This is a genomic window from Microcoleus sp. AT8-A3, assembly GCF_036705675.1.
Lineage (GTDB): Bacteria > Cyanobacteriota > Cyanobacteriia > Cyanobacteriales > Microcoleaceae > Microcoleus.
This window is the reverse complement of record NZ_JAUBVD010000003.1, coordinates 187,522-203,978: the sequence shown is the minus strand read 5'-3', so window position 1 is coordinate 203,978 and position 16,457 is coordinate 187,522. Positions and strand designations below refer to the sequence as shown.

Sequence of the window (16,457 nt, the reverse complement as noted above, 5' to 3'; positions counted from 1 at the left end):
AAATTTGGTTTATGATATTTATTGACTTTTAACCAGCTTTATGAATGATATCAAATCCGGTAGCATCGGAATTATTCCTCTCTGTATTCTCTCCCTCTGCGTTCTCTGCGCCCTCTGCGGTTAAATCATTCCGATAGAACCGGAAACGATATGAAAGCATCCAGGATACAAGCCCCCGGATTCATCCGTGGGGTCAATTCTTTAATCTAAAATCTAAAATCTAAAATCTAAAATCGATTGACTTGCTGCAGAGGACAGAGAAGCTGTTGAGAAGTAAATATTGTTACTTCTGCCGAATGCCTCATGCCTTCTGCACAAGTGCCAAATGCCTTGATCCCTGATTAATCGCGCTGACTGACCGCCCAAATTTAAGTCAAAGACTCCAGATAGTCGCGGACGCGGTTGCGACGCTTAGGTTGGCGGAGTTTTTGCAAAGCTTTGGCTTCAATTTGACGCACTCGTTCGCGGGACAAGTCGAGGGCGCGACCGATTTCTGCCAGCGAATAGGGGTGTCCGTCACCCAAACCAAAGCGCATCAGAATTACATCTCGCTCGCGGCTGGTCAAATCTGCCAGCAATTGCTGCAAGTCGCGGTGCAGAGCTTCTCGCATCAGCATTTCTTCTGGGGAGATGCTGTCGGTTTCGAGCAAGTCGCCCAACTCTGTATCTTTTTCGTTGCCCACTTTAGTTTCCAAAGAAACAGAACGGGGGACTCGCAGCAAAACTTCTCGGACTTGGGGCGCCGTCATGTCCAACTCAACAGCGATGTCTTCGATCGTAGCTGTCCGACCTTTTTCTTGAGAAATTTTGCGCTGGGCTTTTTTGATTTTGTTCAGTTTTTCGGTGATGTGGACGGGGAGGCGAATGGTGCGGCTTTGAGTGGCGATCGCCCGCGTAATTCCCTGCCGAATCCACCAGTAGGCATAGGTGCTAAACCGATAGCCCCGCGTCGGGTCAAACTTTTCTACAGCTCGCTCCAGTCCGAGAGTACCTTCTTGTATTAAGTCGAGCAATTCTAAACCGCGATTTTGATATTTTTTCGCCACCGAAACCACCAGGCGCAGGTTCGCCTTAATCATGTGGTCTTTAGCTTCGACGCCTTCAGCTTGAACTCTTTCGATCGTCTCAACCGTCATCTCGGCTAACTCGGCCCACTGGCGCTTGCCTTCGGCCATAATTCGCTTGAGTTCTGGCACGTCACCGACGCCGGCAGTTAATGCCCAGCGTTCCAAGGAAGGTTTGTGTCCCAACTGTGCGGACAAGCGATCGCGCACTTCAATTAAATGCACGAAACGCGCAATTAGCCCTTCTTCCTGGGAGGCGACGGTGTTGCGTAATTCCAGCAATTTGATATAGCGCTGAACTTTTTGAGCTTCCGAGACTTCTTCGTCTCTACCCAAGAGACGAACCCGACCTATTTCTTGGAGGTACAGGCGCACTAAATCTGTAGTGCGACGGTTGGCATTTTTTTGCAATTTGGCTGCTGGGTCTGCATCTTCTGTCTCTGCTGGGTCTTGGTCGAGCAGTTCGTCTCCAGCTTCTTCAACATCTTCATCCAACACATCACCTGGCAAGGGATTGACTCGCAGTTGTTCGTCGAATTCAGCTTCAGCGTAAAAAGAGGTGGCTGGCATAGTGATTTTCTCAGTGGCTCCGGTGAAAAGATGCTACGCTTGGCGGTTATTTATAATTAAGATGCCCACTTGGTTAAGACGAAGCATCACCGCTTTGTGTTTCTTTAGTAACTTTCCTGACTTTTTTGCTGTTGGAGAGATCGAACTTTTGCTGCCCCACTTGTTTTACCAAGATTCTGGAAAACGCTAAGAACTTTCTGATGTAACAGGTTGAAGGCCCGAAAAGTGTGTTGTACTTCTTTGTTTATGTAGCTAGTATAGATAGTGACTCGCTATAAACAAGTGACGTTAGTCAGAAGTTAAGTTAATCTTCATCACCGATTACCTGGTTCCCGATCACTTCGGAAAATTAGCCATTTTTTTAATAAAACTTTATATAACTCGGCGCTCTTGATTAAATACGCTGCCGTGAGCGCGGAAGTTTAATCCATTATAGAATATGGGTCTCAGAGTTGCTAGAGTCCCCTGTACCGAGTTATTGGCTGACGCAAAAACCGGGTTTCTCGATGTCTTTTGCGTAAGTCATGAGTTTGAGGGGGCGATCGACCGATAATTGTTTTGCTATGGGCTGCTGCTTCGGGCTTAACATCAGGCCGAGAACCCCAGCATCAGAAACGGGGTTTTTTGCACCATGCCGTCACAGAAAGCGCAGGTTTTTCGTTGCTGTTGACTCGATCGGGTCTTAAAGCCCTGGACGTAGGGGTGCGTCGAAACCGGGTTTTTTCACCAAAATACTTGATTAAAGCCCTAAATCTCGGTTAAAAAACCCGGTTTCTTTGTGGGCGAGTGGCTCAATCCTATCTTACTGAGAATGGTGCGATCCTCTTCGAGGGCTTCGCTAACGGGCGCGAGTCAACTCAAATTAAAATTGCTAGCGTGGGTAAAGTTTCATCAGTTCCCTCACCTGTTCGGCGTGATAGGAACTGCGAGTTAAGGGAGAAGCGACAACTTGCAAGAATCCCAAAGATTCGCCAAACTTTCTCCAAGCATCAAACTGTTCTGGAGGCACAAAGTTTTCGACGTTCAAGTGCTTTTGAGTCGGTTGCAGGTACTGTCCAACTGTTAAAATATCGCAGCCGACAGCCCGTAAGTCCTGCATCGCCTCCCGAATTTCGGCGTCTGTTTCTCCGAGTCCCACCATGATGCCGGATTTGGTGTAAACCCCAGGTGCGAGTTCGCGGCTTCGCTGCAATAGTTCCAAGGTGCGATCGTACTTTCCTTGCGGCCGCACCTTCCGGTAAAGTCGCTTTACGGTTTCGGTATTGTGGTTGAGTACCTCTGGCCCGGCTGCGAGAATAATTTCTAAAGCTTGCCAGTTGCCGCACAAGTCGGGAATCAAAACTTCTATAGTTGTATCGGGCATCGCCGATCGCACTGCTTGAATGCACTCGACAAACTGAGACGCGCCCCCATCCGGCAAATCGTCCCGGTTGACAGAGGTAATCACGACGTGGTTGAGTTTAAGCCGCTGCACCGCTTGGGCCAATCTTTGGGGTTCTGTGGGATCTAAAGGTTGGGGCTTTTTCTCAAAATCGATGTCGCAGTAAGGACAAGCGCGGGTACAAGCCGGGCCCATAATCAAAAATGTCGCAGTACCTGCGTTGAAGCATTCGCCGATGTTCGGACACGACGCCTCCTCGCAAACCGTATTCAGGGATAAATCCCGCAAAATTTCTTTGACGTTGCCGACGCGCTCCCACTGGGGGGCTTTAACTCGCAACCACTGGGGCTTAACTGTCACGTCTGTCTCCGCCTGAGTAGTGTTTTACAAATAATTATATACGAGGTTGCTAAATTTTTACTTGAATGTGATAAGCTTAAAATCTAGTGACTAATTTCGGGATGTAGCGCAGCTTGGTAGCGCACCTCGTTCGGGACGAGGGGGTCGCAGGTTCAAATCCTGTCATCCCGATTGCTTTTAACTCTTCACGGGTAACGGGTTCCAAATTTATTACCCTCTAGGATATTCCACTTTCCGCTCATCCTTCGCTCAGTCCGACTCTTCTAAGTAGCTGAGTATCTCTAAAACTGTTTGCAGATCAGCCAAGTCCGCTCTCGACTTTTTACGCCGCGCTTTCAACTGATTGAGCAAGTCGGCCGGCTCTGGCAATTCTGCGACGGTGGGAGCTGAGTTTTTATTTGCTTCCCGTGAGCGCCGCAGTTCCTTGAGTTCTTGCTCCAGCATCTGAACCTTCAATCCCAAGTCGATCGGGCGATTCCCTACGGGATAGCTGCGCTTCACGGGCGGGTTAATTTTCCTTTGCCAAAAAATCAACTCTAGCGACTGTTTTGGCAGACGGAATTATAGAATAAAACGTAAACAATCAGAGCAGCAGTAGAGAGTAGAGAACAAGTCTTTGCCTTCTCCCTCTGTGATGATTTGGGACTGTGTTCGATCGCAGGTACTTACTCAATGCTGAGAACTTTGAGCAAGGTTTGAAACCGGAGGCAAGTATAAATACTGCAATAATTCTTAAATACAAGTTAATTAAGATTTACATCTTGAGATAGATGAATTAATAGCTGAATGAGCTTATAATAAAAGATAGTTCTTAGCGGGTCTAAAATTAACCCGAAAACCGGAGGATATTCCAATGCAAATAAGTGGCAAAGCCTTCGGCTCCTGCTCTCGCTGCGAAACAGTACCCGCAAAAATAGAGGGCAGCGGAGGTCTATACCTGTGGTTTCCAGTATCGCACACGCTCAAAAAGGTTATTTCTGCACTAACCAAGGCTAAACTTGAATTCAAGCTTTTAGAAGAGAGCAAGTGTTTGTACGTTATGCTTGAGGGAATAGCGAGAGAAAATTTTAGCGCACTAGCATCATCGGTGCTGACAAGTCAAGAGTTGAAAGAGACTAAAGTTTTGTGGATGCGGGAAGTTGAACAGCCTAAATTTAGCGATTTTTATCGCAGCACTTCCTTAGACTCTTTTATTAATTTCAGCAAGTCTGATTGGCTGTTAGATTTATTGTCCGAAGAACGAATTACTACGCATTTTCAGCCCATTGTTTATACTTCAGATACTTCTAAAATTTTTGCTCATGAAGCCCTACTCCGAGGAATTGACGAGCAAGGAAACTTAATTTATCCGGGTCGGATTTTTGCCCAAGCAGAATCAGCAGGCATAATTTTTCAACTAGATGCTTTAGCCCGGACTCGCGCTATCCGGGAAGCCCATGTGTACGAGCTCAAAGAATTACTTTTTATTAATTTTTCTCCGACTTCAGTTTACGATCCCGCTACGTGCCTGCGAATGACTGTACAGGCTATTGATGAAGCGGGAATTCCTCACAGCAATATTGTTTTTGAAGTAGCGGAATCTCAGCACCCCCCCGATATCGATCACTTGATTAATATTCTGAGGTTTTACCGAGAGGCGGGATTTTTAATTGCCCTAGACGATTTTGGCAGCGGTTCTTCTAATTTAAATTTGATGCACCAATTGCGTCCAGATTTTATTAAGTTGGATATGCAATTAATTCGCAACGTCGATCAAGATTATTATAAGGCCCTAATTACTGAAAAGATGTTAGAAATTGCGTCTAAATTAGAGATTAAAACTGTTGCTGAAGGTGTGGAAACTTTGGAGGAGTTTGAGTGGGTGCGGGAACGGGGAGCAACTTTTGTTCAAGGTTATTTGATTGCTAAGCCGACTTCTCCGCCGATCGCACTTACAAGCTATATTGGTGCTCAACCACTACCTATTTCTGCTTAAATGGTTTTCAGGTGCGATTTTGCGTTACATTTGCTCATTACCAGGCAGAGCCTGGTAACGAGAATTACTAGCACTTTAAACGCTCAAATTGCGCCGCAAAAAGCTTTCTAAGGATTCCATTTTCATGCTGTAGATTGATTCCAAGTTTTGCACTTCTTCGGGAGTACAGAAATACTCATTACCCAGCAATACCCGCAAAGTTCCTAAGTCTTTTTGAGCTTGAGGATTCAATAAACCCAAGGCATTTCTCAAACCGTCAAACACAACCAGTGGCGGGTTGATTACCATCGGTTCGCGCTTGAATAATCGTCCGAAAATGCGGGGAATGTCATCCCTTGTCAGCACATCCGGGCCACCGACTCGCAGAATTTGGTTGCGTGCGCCTTCGACTGTTGGCGAGTTTGCGGCAATATGAGCTAAGTCGTCGGTACTGACAACAGAGGTGCGGTTTTTGCCGTCGCCAATCAGCAGGTAAAGTCCGGTTTCTCGAAATCTTTCTGCTAGGGGTAACAAGCTGGAAGCAAAACCGGCAGGCCGCAAGATTGTATAATTCAATCCACTGTTTTGCAGGTATTTTTCTACTTCTCGCTTGGCTTTGAATACTGCGGAATCTTCGTATCCTCGATCGACTCCCAGTACCGAAAGAAAGACAAAGTGCTGCACTCCGGCTTCTTTGGCACAGTCGATCAATTCTATGTTAGCGCGGTAGTGTACTGCTTGAACGTCGCCCCCGGTGCCGTGGCTGCTGATGATGTACTGCACTCCTTGGCAGGCTTTTTTAATATCTTTGTCTTGTTTCAAGTCGCCAATAAAAATCTCAGCGCCTCGGTTTTCTAGTTCAGAGTAGCGAGATGCGAGGCGAACGAATGCGCGGACAGGCTTTTCTTGCTGTCTGATTTCTCGTACAATTCGGCGGCCTAGTGCGCCTGTTGCTCCGGTTACTAAGAACATGATTTTTGGTTGTTGGTTGTTATTAACTGGATCGGGACTTACGCATAGGATCGAGAAACCGGGTTTCTTAAATTTATCGTTGCTAAACCTAAGATTTATGGTAGAAACCCGGTTTCTTTTGCCTTAGTTTTATTTATAACTCATAAATCAAATTTCGACAATTACGGGGGCGTGGTCGCTGGGTTTGATTAATTTTCTGGGAGCAATGTCTATTGTACAGTTTTTTGCTTGTTCGTACAGGGGAGGGCTGAGATAATGGTGGTCGATTCTCCAGCCGTTGTTGCGGGGAAATGCGGCGGCGCGGTAGTCCCACCAGCTATAATGGCCGCCTTCTGATGTGAATTTGCGAAAGGGGTCGTTTAATCCTAATTCTATGATTTCTGTTAGTGCGAGGCGCTCGGCAACAGACAAGCCGACGGAGTTAGCATTGGCTTTGGGATTGTGGATATCTCGATCGTCCGGGACGATGTTGAAGTCGCCGCAAATGCACAAGTTGGGGGATTTATCTAGTGCTATTTTGAGGTATTCTTGCAGCAGTTTGAGCCACTTTAGCTTGTACTCATATTTCTCGCTGCCGACTTCGGAACCGTTGGGAACGTATACGCAAATAATGCAAATATCGTCTATAATCCCCGCTATGAGGCGTTTTTGTTCGTCAAACATACCTGTGGCTTCGTCGCCGAGAAGGGGGGCAAATCCGGTGCTGATTTGCGTTAGGGGCGATCGGCTAAAAATGGCAACGCCGTTGTAGGATTTTTGACCGGAAATGTAGCAGTTGTAGCCGAGGTTGGTGAAGGGTTCTAGGGGAAAGTCTTTGTCTGGAACTTTGGTTTCTTGGAGGCAGAGAACGTCTGGGGAGTTTGTTTGCAACCAGCTAGTAACGTGTTCTATGCGGGTGCGGATTGAGTTGACGTTCCAGGTGGCGATTTTCATTAATATAGTAATCCTAAAGGTTAGGTGAGAGGGAGAGCGATCGCACCTATTTTAAGCTATTTTTTGCCGGGTCAACTCACTTGATTTGATAAATGTAAGCATCTTCGACCCACGTCTGATTAATCCGATCATTCGTCATTCTTCTGCCTGATAAGTCTAAATTCCAATCTTGTTGTATCTGACGTAAGCCCTCAATTAAGTCATGTTTTGGGCTTACTGCTACGAGGGCTGTCCAATCGATTTTCAATTCAGGTTTAACTTCGCGAAAGACTGACAGAATTTCCCCATAAGTTTTAAGAGGCCCTTCGCTATCGTACAGAGGTGAGGTGAGCATTAGCCGCCATGTTTCTGGTTCTGGTGCGTAGTTCCAGAGAGCAGAGTCAACTGATAGATGTGCTGCATTTAGAGCGTCTATTAGTCTTTGACCTTCTGCTATTTCGTGACTTAATAATGTTGCTGTAGCCATTGTAAAACTCCGTGAGTGGGGTCAGTAATTGCTAAGTATATATCCAGGGCTTTTTGTTGGCTATGTGTTTGGTAACGGCTTTCTTCTGACCAGTCTTTGATCATAGACCATCGCAATGAAAAATTAGGATCGTCGAGGAGAGACTTTAACTCTTTATCAAGTTTAGCAACTTTAACCAACTTTTCTAAATCGTGGGTGTAACTGTCCATAACATTTTTCTTGTCAGGAAAATCAAATTCCTGAGTTTGCTTGGCAATGCAAGCCTTTAAAGCGCATTCAATCACATAACCGCTGAGGTAGTAAGCACCTGAGTATTTATGATTGTCGAGCAGCACTTCTACTTCTTCAAGTCGAGTGAGTGCTAGGTTCTGTAAATCCTGCCTATTCACAAGTTTAGCATAGCTCCATAAAAGTTTACTATCTTAGCTCTAGTTTAGCTGATTCAGTCCTGGACGCATCAATATCAAAGAAACCGGGTTTTTTACCAAATTCTAGGCAGGTATGCAGTATTTTCGTAAAAAACCCGGTTTCTGCCTCCACGACTAAAATTGATAAGTTTATCAGTTTTTGTGTCGGGTTTTGTTGATTATATACTCTCTGATTACTGGCCCGATCGTAAAGTGCGATCGCCCATTTTGTTTTACCGTTTCAACTAATGACCGTCGTCCTAAAGATTGCATGACTTTCAAGAGTTCGGGCGGTGATAATTGCAGGTTTTCTGGTATTTTTGAGATGTCTCCTGGTTCGGGGGTATTGGCTAGCCATGCGATCGCCTGTTGTTCAGATGCGGTTAGGCGATCGAAATGCTGGTGCAGGAGTGATTCTAAGTCTCCTAAGAATAGGGTATCATAGGAGAGGAATTCGGAAACGCTACCGCCGAATAAGTCTTGAATCAAAGTTGCAACTATATTTAACCATAAGGGATTGCCTCGGTAAAGGTCGATTAGTTCTGACCATTTCTCCGGTTCTGCTAAACCTTTTTCTCTGAATATTTCTTGTGATTCCGGGCCTAAACCGTTGAGTGGCAGGGATTTGCAGGGGCGATTTTCGCCTTCTAAGGCGGCAATTTCTCTGGGTTTTTCCCAACTCAGGAGGATTAAGCAACTGTTGTGGGATGATTCTGTTATTTGTTTGAAGAATGCGCCGTAATTTTCATATCCAGGTTGGTAATTTCCTGCGAGTTGTCCGCTGCTGAAGATGGTTTGGATATCATCGAGGATGATGAGACAGCGGTGCGATCGCAGATATTCTAGTAGGGGCAATCCCCCCGTGGTTGCCCTTTCTTCTGGATAGGGGGCGGGCACGGGGGGGGCGGGCACGGGGGCACCGCCCCTACAGAATTTAATTAAGTCGGTTTGGAGTGATGCCAGCGGTGGAGAGTTGCGGAGACTTCGCCAGATGATGTAATCGAATTCGTGTTGAATTTGTGGGATTAGTTGGAGAGTAAGGGCGGTTTTGCCAATACCGGATAAGCCTAAGATGGTGATGAGGCGGGTGCGGCCTAAAATCCAGTTTTGGAGGGTGGTGAGTTCAGATGTGCGGTTATAGAATAGGTTGGGTTCTGGTGCGTCAGCTAAATCTAAATGTACTTTAGGTTCGGAATTGCTTGTTTTTTCGTAAAACTTATTCTTTTCTTTCGGTTCAGATTGTAATTTTTTTGAGGAGTGGGAACTATCAGCAGAGATGTTACCAATATGGATACAGCCATTGCCAAAAAGGGAGATATTACCAACTTGTAAATTTTCCAACTTAGCTCTAAAATTTGCTTTAGATACTTGTTCCTCGCCTAATGCAACTGATAAAAGTTTCCATAATTTAAAGCCTACCTCTTTAACATATTTCTCTGAACGGTTGTGATGCTGTGCAATTTCTTTATATTTCTGATTGTCCCAAGCGCCGCGCAGTATAGCTTTTTGCAGACTATCTAAGTGTTTTCCCGTAGTAGTCAAAGCTAGATGGTCTACAAATTCTAAAGCTTCTTCAACGTCCATCGGTCACGTAGATGCAAGGGGTTGACCTGATTGTAACCCAACTAAATATGACTTTTTCAGTAGCAACCAACTAAATGTGACTTTTTGTGACCTAGTTGGGATGGAAAAAACTACTAAATATGACTTTATATGCCTTGACAAGCTTTGGCATTTAGGAAAGAATTTATACTTAAGACAACAAAAGGTTATGCTCAGCGCTAGTTGTATTTACCTGTTATGACACAACCGAATATTTTGGAACTCGCGAAACAGGGAGATGCAAAGGCGATCGCGCTTCTGCTGAACCGCCAGCTACAAGCTAAGGGCATCACCGCCGCAGCTTCCCTTAAGGATGGTTGTTTACAGGTGATGCTGGAAGCGGCAGAAGCGCCTAGTCAGCAAGTCTTGGCCCCGTGGGTGAGTAAGTCGATCGCTGGTTTGGGGGCTGCATCGATTGAGAAGGTGAAGGTTTACGGGCGACAGACGGGCGCAAAAGTGCCGGCGTGGAGTCAAGAGTTTGAAGGGGCGGGGCAAAAGTTGCCTGTTGCAAATGTCACAGAGGAGCGGGCAAGTTCTAGTGATAATACGGAGTCAAATCAGCTTAGTTTGAAGGAACGGGCTAAGCTTGGGGATGTGGATGCGATCGCATCTCTGTTAAATCTTCCGTTACAGAATAAGGGAATTAGTGCGACTGCGAGTTTGCAAGATGGTTGTTTGCAAGTGATGCTGGAGGGCGATCGGGTTCCTGATGAGGAGGCTTCTATCAGGATTGTCCGCAGGGAGTTGACGAATTTGAAGGCGGGGGCGATCGCTTCTGTGAAGGTTTACGGGCAGCAGGCGGGTGAGGATTTCCCGGCTTGGAATCGAGAGTTTGAGTTGGTGGCACGAGCAAGTCAATCGTCCCATAATCTAGGAGTGAATACTACAAATCAGCTTTCGGCTAATAATTCCTATGCAGAAACAACTCAGGAGCCATCCTTAATACAAATTTTTAATGAAACGTCAACAGGACTATTATCAGACAATCAATGGAATGCTGCATTTATAATCTTGAGTGTAATAGCATTCTTCATGATTTTTGTGAATTTCACCTTGGCAGTTATTCTAGCTATTGCAGCAAGTATTGCTTATGTAAAGTATCAAAATACTCCTACTGGGAAAGCTGCTGCTGCTAAGCGACAGCTAGAAGCTTTACAAAAGGCTGAAGAAGATTTACAAAAGGCTGAAGAAGCTGAACAGGAAAGGTTAAGGCAGGAAGAGCAAAAAAGAATCTTGATCGAAGCGGCTCAATCCCAAGCTAAATTATTAACAACTAATCTAGCTCATACAGCCTTGGATGAATTCAGAAAAGTGAATGCTAGATTAAGCGTAGGTGTAAACTATATGGAATTATCAGGTGTGATAGCTCCAGCTAAATTCGCAACTCAGAAGTTTGAAAAATCCACTGATTACAAAGTTTGCCCATACTTAAGTGAGCTTATAAGTAACAATATGTTATGGTATGAACTTTCTCAGGAATGCTTTCAAGAGAAAGTAATGCATAAATCTTTAAATCCACAATCAAGACAAATTCTACAAGCTGAATTTGCAGAACTCAAGGGCGTATTTACTTCTTTTGGTTCGGACTCAGTTATCAGTAAAATTTGGCAAAAAGCTTACGCTTATTCGGATGAAATAGAAGTAATACTTGAATCATCAGACAATCTTAGTGGCTAGAGGGTTTTTACATTTCAAAAAATTAATTAAAATCCAAATATTGAATAACTTAAGATGTCTGACATAATCTCAATAACCACCGAACACCTAGACTACCCATTCCTATTAGTCACACACATGGTCTGTGCGGATCAGCAGATTCATAGTGAAGAGTCGAAAGCACTACGCGAACTAGCAATGCAGATCAGCGCTTCTCAACGCACTCTAGCTGAGATGGAAAAAATTCTGGCTCAAGATGAAAACCACCTTTCTGTAGAAGATTTAGCTCGGAAAGTGTCGCCCGGTGAGCAAATTGAGGCCATGTCCCAAATGTTGGCGATCGCCTATGTTGACGGTTTCTGTTCAGCATTAGAACGGGAGATGGCGGAACAAGTAGCACGAATTTGGAACTGGCCACCGGGAGAAGTACAGCGGCAGCTTGCAGAAGTTGGAGCCTTTAGTGATACTCGATTTATAGGCGAACATAACCAACAACAGAAACCCTCTATAGGTGCGCGTTTCCTTAAAGGGGCTGATTCTCTCCTTTCACGCGCATTAGTGGATAATGTAGCAAAGCTCACTGGAAGTGAGCAAAAAGTTGAGCAAATACGCCGGGAAATCCTGTTAACTGGGCCAGAATATGACGAGGCAATTCGTCAGTGTGCAGTCATCGCTGATGAAGATTACAAATTTGCAGAATTGGCACTTGAAAGTGCTGATAAAGCTCTTTCCAAGTTGGCAAAAAATATTCAAGTGGCTATCGAAGACATCAAATATAAAACAGGTGGAAAAGATCAAGCTACCACTGCTAAGGAAGTCGCCAAGCAACTTGAGGATACTAAAAACTCTCTGACTGCCGAAATTATTAAAGAAATTGAGAGTGTACGGGAGTCGCTTCGGGCCAAGGAACGCGCTCTTAATCATTTCAGCATCGCTTTTATGGGCAGAACTAAGGCGGGGAAAAGCACTCTTCACGCCATAATTACAGATGGTGGGTGGGATGCGATCGGTGTAGGCAAGCAGCGCACAACTCGGTTGAATCAGGTGTGTGAGTGGAAGAATATCCGCATCATTGATACTCCTGGGATTGGCGCTCCGGGCGGCCAAAGTGATGAAGAAATTGCTAAAAGTATTATCGACGAGTCAGATGTGATTTGTTATGTAGTGACCAATGACAGCATCCAAGAGAGTGAGTTTGGTTTCTTGCGGCTATTAAAGGAAAAAGCCAAGCCATTAATTATTTTACTGAATGTCAAGAATAACCTGCGCGACTCTCGCCGGTTGGAGCATTTCTTAAAGAACCCCGATAAAATGTTTGTGATGGATGGTCAAAGTGGTCTACGCGGACACATTGAACGTATCCGTCGCTACGCTCGCGAGCATTATGCTAATGACTATTTCGATATTGTTCCTGTGATGCTGTTGGCGGCGCAGCTTTCCCGCGAACCTGAACACGCAAAGAAGAAACAGGAGCTTTTTAAGGCAAGTCGGATGCAGGATTTTCTTCATTCAATTCGTGTATCTCTGGTTAATCATGGCGCAATTCGGCGCTCTCAAACTCTTCTCGGTTCTACCGTAGGCGAAATCGATAAGCCTTATAAGTGGGTAAATAAACAAGCTTTAGTCTATGAAAAATTGGCACAAACTCTGAAAAATAAGCGTGAGGCAATCCAAAATAATATCCAAAAAGCAGCTAAGGATGCTAAAGACTCTTTACTGCAACAAATCGAGAGTATTTTTCAAGATGCTATAGAAGCTGTTCCATCTTTTGCAGAAGATCATTGGAACTGTAACGAAGTTACCATGAAGCAGGAATGGGAAAAAAAATTAAAAGCACTTCGATTTGAAAAACGCTTAAAGATAGCTTATGAAGAGGCTAGCAAAAAATTCAATAAGGAAGTTCAGGAAGTTCTGGAGGAAATAGGAAATGAATTACAGCTAATATCTGAGCTTGGCAGTAGCGATTTCAACTTTACTGAGCAGGATTCAAACAATTTTCGAGATTTTGTGCGAATTGGCGGAGGTCTTCTAGGGATAGCAGGAACTATTATAGCGTTATTCGTTGCTCCTCCTGTTGGTATCGCTATCGCGATTGGAACTGGTGTTTTTAGCATGATGACAGGAATGTTTAAATCTAAAGATGAAAAGCGACGCGAGGCTGTTATAAATATCTCTACTTCATTAGAAACTCAGCTAAACACTCATAGGCAAAGGACTCTACAGCAGGCTAAGGGGGACTTTGGTAAGTATTCTGATTCTGTAACCACGAATATCAACATCTATTTTGAAGAATTGATTGCAGGACTAGATGCGATCGCGACTCATTTTGAAAGAGCAAAAAAGAAGTTATCAGGTATAGAAAATTATCTCAATCGTGCTTATGCTATGCGAATCATTGACTGGTGTGCTGGAAAAAATGAAACTCTGACAGATGAGTGTATCAACCAAACCATTGCTACAGTCGAACGAGATTTCGGGCGCAACATGAAGATTGTCACAAAATCCAAAGTTCAACAACTAAAATCACTAGAGGATATTAAACACATCCTTCAAGAGGATATTTCCTTTAGCGATCTCAAATCTCCCAAATAAGGACTAAACTACCATGACTCAGAACAACCCCAACTTTAAAGCCGCTGATGTCGGTGCATCTTTCAAGAAAACGCTAGTAAATTTTGACAACTTACTGGCTCAGGGAAACACAACCGAACTAACAGCTATCCGCAAAAAAGTGCGGGCTGAATTAAAAGATTATCGAGAGCAGGGGATTCTCGGAGTAGCTTTTGTTGGTCAGTACAGTGCAGGTAAATCAACTATCATTTCTGCCATGACAGGACGGCGGGATATCCGCATTGATGCTGATATTGCTACCGATAAAACTACCAATTATGACTGGAACGACATCAAGCTAATTGATACGCCTGGACTTTTTACAGACCGCCAAGATCACGATGAAACTACTTATGAAGCGATCAACAAATCAGACTTGCTGGTTTTCTGCCTCACCTATATGCTCTTTGACTCACTGACAGCAGAGAATTTCAAGAAATTAGCCTATCAAAAAGGCTATCGCTGGAAAATGATGTTAGTCATCAATAAAATGTCTGATGAAGCAGGAGAAGAAGAGCAAAAGATTTCCAACTACCGCCAAAGTCTTGCCGATGCACTGAAGCCTTACAGTCTTGATGAATTTCCGATCTGCTTTATTGATGCCAAAGACTACTGTGAAGGCATTGACGGCAAGGATGATTTCCTGACGGAAATCAGCCGCTTTCCAACTTTTATTGATGCTCTCAATCAGTTTGTAGAGCGTCGTGGCTCCCTTGCTCGTTTTGATACACCTGTCCGAATTGCTCTAAGCTGCGTTGATGAGGCTCAGTTGAGCTTTACTCGCAACTCTAGCGAAGACTCTGCTTTTTTTGAAGTGCTAAACCGTTTATCTCGTACAGTGCGTAAAGAGCGCGATCGCCTGCGAACCAAGGTTAAAAATATAGCCCTAGAGATGTCATCAGGAGTTGCTAGCGAAGGCAACACTCTTGCCGCAGCAGTAGGTAGCGATCAGAAATTTGAAAATCTGAATAAACAAGCTGAACTGAATGTGCAGAAGCACTATGAGAAAGCAGAAACCAAACTGCAAGATGCTGTAAATATAGCAGTTGAAGAGATCCGGCAGGAGGTTGAAAAAGTGCTAGAAGGTGATCTAGTCAAGAGTTTTGTTGCTTGCCTAGATAAAAGTCAAAACATATCAGCCCAAAATCTAGGGGCTGGTATGGATGTGGAGCGACTCAAAAGCCAAGTTAACTGGTTTAAAGCCATTGGTGAGACGGCCGGGGTGAAGCTGACCACTTTGGCATCCAGGAGTTTTGCAAAAACGGCTGCTGAACAAGGATTTCTACGTTCTATAGATGTAGTGGGAGGCGGTCTACATCAAGGTGTTTTGGAGGTAGGCAAATTTGTCGGTTTCAAGTTTAAGCCTTGGCAGGCGGTTGGTATTGCCAAAAATATCGGCAATGCTGCTAAATTCCTGGGGCCTGCTCTAGCAATTGTTTCGGTAGGAGTAGATATTTTACAAATGCAACAGGAACATGAGCGAGAAAGGCAAATGGCTGATGTCCGTCGCGATATTACCAGTCAATTTCAATCAATAGCAAAAGACTTGGAAAATCAGATTGAAATACAGCTCTTTGAATGTGAGCAACAAGTTTACGGAGAGATTGAGAAGCAAATTGCAGCCGCTCGTCAGAAGGAAGAGGAATCGATTTCTACTACCAATACTTGGGTAAAACAATTGGCAGAAATCCGTAAGGATTTTGACGTGATTATCCAGTACATCACGAAGGCAGTAGCTAACCCGAATACTTGAATCTGAAAAAGCGCGATCGCCCTTACGTCCCAACTTGTCACAAAGCGCGTGAAGCGCAGCTATCCCGTAGGGAATCGCGCCTCTTCCCCTGTACTTGCAAAAAAATTACATCCAAGATAAACTAGGAAATAGAAACTAAGCAACCTCTGATGCTGAAAGCAAAAATATAATGAAAACTAAAAGCTTCACAGTCATCATTTACAAGAAGAAGATATGTACATGGCCGAATGTCCAGAAGTCGGCACAATTGACCAACGCGAAACCATAGAACAAGCGATCGCTAATCTCAAAGAAGCTACAAGGCTCTATCTCGAAGAGTGTCCTTTACCCGACGAAATCACTCCCAGGTTTGTAACTAGCATAGAGGTTAGCTATGCCTAGGTTGCCCAGAATATCAAGTAAGCGAAGTAATTCGCGTACTAGAGCGTTTAGACTTTAAAATACAGTCAATCCTAACAAAGCTATTTAATAAACGTGGTGTTCTAAATAGGAAATAACTCCTGATTCTACTTGCTTTAATACCGCTTGGTGCTGATTTAATTCCGGTAAAATATGCACAAAAACATAAGCTACCGAAACCCCACTTGCTGCTGAAAGCCAGCGGTTGCGAGGAATAGGGGCAAACCGCAACTTGCCGCAAAATAAATGTGTCAGCGCTAAACCAATGCCACTCAGCGCGGTTAAAGCTAAAGCATTAGGAGCCGATCGCAAAGCTGCTGTTATTACCAT

13 protein-coding genes, 1 tRNA gene and 1 pseudogene are annotated in these 16,457 nt (G+C 44.4%); 6 read left to right on the top strand and 9 right to left on the bottom strand.

Going from position 1 to position 16,457, the window contains the following annotated elements; translation table 11 throughout:
* Nucleotides 1-368: 368 nt before the first annotated feature.
* Both sigC and lipA read right to left on the bottom strand, forming a co-directional pair.
* Nucleotides 369-1,634: an RNA polymerase sigma factor SigC gene (gene sigC, locus QUB51_RS03465; protein WP_333231458.1), complete on the bottom strand. Its 1,266-nt coding sequence runs from the start codon at nucleotides 1,632-1,634 to the stop codon at nucleotides 369-371.
* 871 nt (nucleotides 1,635-2,505) lie between these two features.
* Nucleotides 2,506-3,381, bottom strand: a pseudogene (gene lipA, locus QUB51_RS03460) (lipoyl synthase); the annotation flags it as partial.
* Nucleotides 3,382-3,472: 91 nt separating this feature from the next.
* On the opposite strand from lipA, the gene QUB51_RS03455 reads away from it, so the two are divergent.
* Nucleotides 3,473-3,546, top strand: a tRNA-Pro gene (locus QUB51_RS03455).
* A gap of 78 nt (nucleotides 3,547-3,624) precedes the next feature.
* Here QUB51_RS03455 and QUB51_RS03450 read toward each other — a convergent pair.
* Nucleotides 3,625-3,876 (bottom strand): flagellar alpha dynein, encoded by a 252-nt coding sequence (locus tag QUB51_RS03450; RefSeq protein ID WP_333259124.1) that lies wholly within the window; start codon nucleotides 3,874-3,876, stop codon nucleotides 3,625-3,627.
* A 352-nt stretch (nucleotides 3,877-4,228) separates the two neighbouring features.
* Between QUB51_RS03450 and QUB51_RS03445 the strand changes: the two genes are divergently transcribed.
* Nucleotides 4,229-5,350: an EAL domain-containing protein gene (locus QUB51_RS03445; protein WP_333053780.1), complete on the top strand. Its 1,122-nt coding sequence runs from the start codon at nucleotides 4,229-4,231 to the stop codon at nucleotides 5,348-5,350.
* Nucleotides 5,351-5,425: 75 nt separating this feature from the next.
* Here QUB51_RS03445 and QUB51_RS03440 read toward each other — a convergent pair whose 3' ends face one another.
* The 5 genes from QUB51_RS03440 to QUB51_RS03420 form a co-directional block, all read right to left on the bottom strand.
* The gene (locus tag QUB51_RS03440; RefSeq protein WP_333053779.1) at nucleotides 5,426-6,301 is read right to left on the bottom strand and encodes an SDR family oxidoreductase; all 876 of its coding nucleotides are present in this window, start codon (nucleotides 6,299-6,301) and stop codon (nucleotides 5,426-5,428) included.
* A gap of 147 nt (nucleotides 6,302-6,448) precedes the next feature.
* Nucleotides 6,449-7,234, bottom strand: coding sequence for an exodeoxyribonuclease III (gene xth / locus QUB51_RS03435; protein WP_333259127.1), 786 nt, complete (start codon nucleotides 7,232-7,234; stop codon nucleotides 6,449-6,451).
* Nucleotides 7,235-7,310: 76 nt separating this feature from the next.
* On the bottom strand, nucleotides 7,311-7,700 hold the full coding sequence (locus QUB51_RS03430; RefSeq protein WP_333212820.1) for a hypothetical protein: 390 nt from the start codon (nucleotides 7,698-7,700) through the stop codon (nucleotides 7,311-7,313).
* Nucleotides 7,679-8,089, bottom strand: a complete 411-nt coding sequence (locus tag QUB51_RS03425) for a HEPN domain-containing protein (protein WP_333259130.1) — start codon at nucleotides 8,087-8,089, stop codon at nucleotides 7,679-7,681. Before QUB51_RS03425 ends, QUB51_RS03430 begins: the two co-directional genes overlap by 22 nt.
* A gap of 171 nt (nucleotides 8,090-8,260) precedes the next feature.
* Nucleotides 8,261-9,691 carry an ATPase gene (locus tag QUB51_RS03420; protein ID WP_333259133.1) on the bottom strand — a complete coding sequence of 477 codons (1,431 nt, stop codon included), beginning with the start codon at nucleotides 9,689-9,691 and terminating at the stop codon, nucleotides 8,261-8,263.
* Between the two features lie 216 nt (nucleotides 9,692-9,907).
* Here QUB51_RS03420 and QUB51_RS03415 point away from each other — a divergent pair, with 216 nt between their 5' ends.
* The 4 genes from QUB51_RS03415 (at nucleotide 9,908) to QUB51_RS03400 (ending at nucleotide 16,109) form a co-directional block, all read left to right on the top strand.
* A complete protein-coding gene (locus QUB51_RS03415) occupies nucleotides 9,908-11,386 on the top strand; it encodes a hypothetical protein (RefSeq protein WP_333259135.1) in 1,479 nt (492 codons plus the stop codon).
* 54 nt (nucleotides 11,387-11,440) lie between these two features.
* Nucleotides 11,441-13,957, top strand: a complete 2,517-nt coding sequence (locus QUB51_RS03410) for a GTPase (RefSeq protein WP_333259138.1) — start codon at nucleotides 11,441-11,443, stop codon at nucleotides 13,955-13,957.
* Between the two features lie 13 nt (nucleotides 13,958-13,970).
* Nucleotides 13,971-15,728: a GTPase gene (locus tag QUB51_RS03405; protein ID WP_333231718.1), complete on the top strand. Its 1,758-nt coding sequence runs from the start codon at nucleotides 13,971-13,973 to the stop codon at nucleotides 15,726-15,728.
* A 213-nt stretch (nucleotides 15,729-15,941) separates the two neighbouring features.
* On the top strand, nucleotides 15,942-16,109 hold the full coding sequence (locus tag QUB51_RS03400) for a type II toxin-antitoxin system HicB family antitoxin (protein WP_333231720.1): 168 nt from the start codon (nucleotides 15,942-15,944) through the stop codon (nucleotides 16,107-16,109).
* 84 nt (nucleotides 16,110-16,193) lie between these two features.
* On the opposite strand, the gene QUB51_RS03395 is transcribed toward QUB51_RS03400, so the two are convergent.
* Entirely contained in the window at nucleotides 16,194-16,457 is a 264-nt protein-coding gene (locus QUB51_RS03395; RefSeq protein ID WP_333248169.1) for a hypothetical protein, read from the bottom strand.

Bases quoted from the DNA above. Each gene is read 5' to 3' on its own strand.
- sigC (WP_333231458.1), bottom strand. From the start codon at position 1,634: ATGCCAGCCACCTCTTTTTACGCTGAAGCTGAATTCGACGAACAACTG.
- QUB51_RS03415 (WP_333259135.1), top strand. From the start codon at position 9,908: ATGACACAACCGAATATTTTGGAACTCGCGAAACAGGGAGATGCAAAG.
- QUB51_RS03420 (WP_333259133.1), bottom strand. From the start codon at position 9,691: ATGGACGTTGAAGAAGCTTTAGAATTTGTAGACCATCTAGCTTTGACT.
- QUB51_RS03395 (WP_333248169.1), bottom strand. From the start codon at position 16,457: ATGGTAATAACAGCAGCTTTGCGATCGGCTCCTAATGCTTTAGCTTTA.
- QUB51_RS03400 (WP_333231720.1), top strand. From the start codon at position 15,942: ATGTACATGGCCGAATGTCCAGAAGTCGGCACAATTGACCAACGCGAA.
- QUB51_RS03440 (WP_333053779.1), bottom strand. From the start codon at position 6,301: ATGTTCTTAGTAACCGGAGCAACAGGCGCACTAGGCCGCCGAATTGTA.
- QUB51_RS03405 (WP_333231718.1), top strand. From the start codon at position 13,971: ATGACTCAGAACAACCCCAACTTTAAAGCCGCTGATGTCGGTGCATCT.
- QUB51_RS03430 (WP_333212820.1), bottom strand. From the start codon at position 7,700: ATGGCTACAGCAACATTATTAAGTCACGAAATAGCAGAAGGTCAAAGA.
- QUB51_RS03410 (WP_333259138.1), top strand. From the start codon at position 11,441: ATGTCTGACATAATCTCAATAACCACCGAACACCTAGACTACCCATTC.
- xth (WP_333259127.1), bottom strand. From the start codon at position 7,234: ATGAAAATCGCCACCTGGAACGTCAACTCAATCCGCACCCGCATAGAA.
- QUB51_RS03445 (WP_333053780.1), top strand. From the start codon at position 4,229: ATGCAAATAAGTGGCAAAGCCTTCGGCTCCTGCTCTCGCTGCGAAACA.